1 protein-coding gene is annotated in these 472 nt (G+C 65.5%); it reads left to right on the top strand.

Annotated elements, in window-relative coordinates; genetic code table 11:
* On the top strand, positions 1–472 hold a 472-nt coding region (locus VA603_RS00185), incomplete at both ends, for a glutamate synthase central domain-containing protein (protein WP_323437596.1).

Raw genomic sequence — 472 nt, forward strand, 5'->3', positions numbered from 1 at the left:
GCAGTGGCTGCACCAGGGCGTGACCTACCTGCAGACCGAGCTGATCGACCCGTCGCTGGCCGAGGAGCCGTTCGACGAGCCGACCCTGCGCAGCTACCACAAGCTGTTCCAGCTCACGTCCGAGGAAGTGGAGCAGGTGCTGCGGCCGTTGGCCGAGACCGGCCCGGAAGCCACCGGCTCGATGGGCGATGACACGCCCATCGCCGTGCTCAGCCGCAATACGCGCCCGTTGTACGACTACTTCCGCCAGGCCTTCGCGCAGGTCACCAACCCGCCGATCGATCCGCTGCGCGAAGAGTGCGCGATGTCGTTGAGCACCCAGCTGGGCAAGGAGACCAACATCTTCCATGCCGGCCCGGAGACGGTGAACCACGTCATCCTCAACTCGCCGGTGCTCAGCCAGCGCAAGCTGCGCCAGCTGGTGAAGATGGAGCAATACGTCGACCGCAATCGCCTGATCGACCTGTCCTAC

Origin of the sequence: Stenotrophomonas capsici (assembly GCF_034961085.1) — a bacterium.
GTDB classification, from domain to species: Bacteria; Pseudomonadota; Gammaproteobacteria; order Xanthomonadales; family Xanthomonadaceae; genus Stenotrophomonas; species Stenotrophomonas capsici.